Raw genomic sequence first — 1,381 nt, forward strand, 5'->3', positions numbered from 1 at the left:
GGTAGCGTCCGTCAAGCTGGTGTAAATTCGGGTATGGCCAATCGAGGGCATCGGTCAGGCGGCCTGTGTTGATATGCTGAGAAGCGGGTCGATCTGTGCGGTGTCGATGAGCCCGAACGCCTCGACTTGCATGTAACGATGCTGGCCCTGCCAGTCGTCATTCTGCTCGAACAGGACAGCGCCGATCAGGCGGATGATACTGTCCTCGTTCGGGAAGATGCCGACGACGTCTGCGCGTCGCTTCACCTCTTTGTTCAGCCGTTCCAGCGGGTTCGTCGAATGCAGCTTGGTGCGGTGCTGCGCCGGGAATGCCATGTAGGCCAGCACGTCGGCCTCGCTATCGTCCATCAGCATTGAGAGTTTCGGCCACCGCGGACGCAGCTGGTCGGCCACGTGCCGCCAAACATCCTGTGCGCCCTTCTGGTCGGGTTTGGTGAATGCCTGGCGGATCGCAGCGGCGACGACTGTGTGCTGGCCCTTGGGCACGTGGGCGAGCGCGTTACGCATCCAGTGAACGCGGCACCGCTGCCAGCTCGCCTCGAACACCCGCGCAATCGCTGCCTTCAACCCGGTATGCGCGTCGGAGATCACCAGCTTGAGGCCGTCCAGCCCACGATCCTTGAGGCTGCGCAGGAACCCGGTCCAGAACGTCTCGGCCTCAGAGGGGCCAACGGTCATGCCGATGATCTCGCGACGGCCGTCCGTGTTAACCGCAACAGCGATTATGGCCGCGACCGACACGATGCGCCCGCCCTCACGCACCTTCAGATAGGTCGCGTCCAACCACAGATAGGGCCAGTCGCCGCTCAATGGCCGGTTCAGGAACTCGCCGACGCGTTCGTCGATATCCTTGCACAGCTTCGACACCGTGCTCTTCGAGATGCCGTTCAGGCCCATGGCCTGCACCAGATCGTCGACCTTGCGCGTCGAGACACCGCCAATCCACGCCTCCTGGATCACCGCGACAAGGGCCTTCTCCGAGGTGCGGCGCGGCTCGAGGAAGCCGGGGAAATAGCTGCCCTGCCGCAATTTGGGCACGCGAAGGTTCAGCGCCCCGAGCCGGGTCTTCAGTTCGCGATCACGGTAGCCGTTCCGGTAGGTCTGTCGCCCGTCGCCACGCTCATAGCGGCCAGCACCAATCACGCCTTCCACGTCGTGCTCCATCAGCGTCTGGAGCACGGCCTCTGTCACGGCGCGCAGAAAATCCCCCTCATCGTGCTTTTGCAGCAGCTCGATCAAGGTCATGTTGTTCTCGGTCATCGGGGTCTCCATCGGTTCGTGGTTGAAGCTTGCAAACTCCACCATAACCGACATCCTCGATGGCCACCCCGGTTACACCGCCAGCGCGATGTGAAAGTCCACCACGTCCGTGGACACTACC

At 62.7% G+C, this 1,381-nt stretch carries 1 protein-coding gene; it reads right to left on the bottom strand.

Annotation, left to right across the window (positions count from 1 at the left end; all coding sequences use genetic code 11):
* Window positions 1-54 precede the first annotated feature (54 nt).
* The gene (locus IEV82_RS23410) at window positions 55-1,260 is read right to left on the bottom strand and encodes an IS256 family transposase (protein WP_188484491.1); all 1,206 of its coding nucleotides are present in this window, start codon (window positions 1,258-1,260) and stop codon (window positions 55-57) included.
* Window positions 1,261-1,381 lie beyond the last annotated feature (121 nt).

The sequence above is a fragment of the Marivita lacus genome, from assembly GCF_014637725.1.
GTDB lineage: Bacteria > Pseudomonadota > Alphaproteobacteria > Rhodobacterales > Rhodobacteraceae > Marivita > Marivita lacus.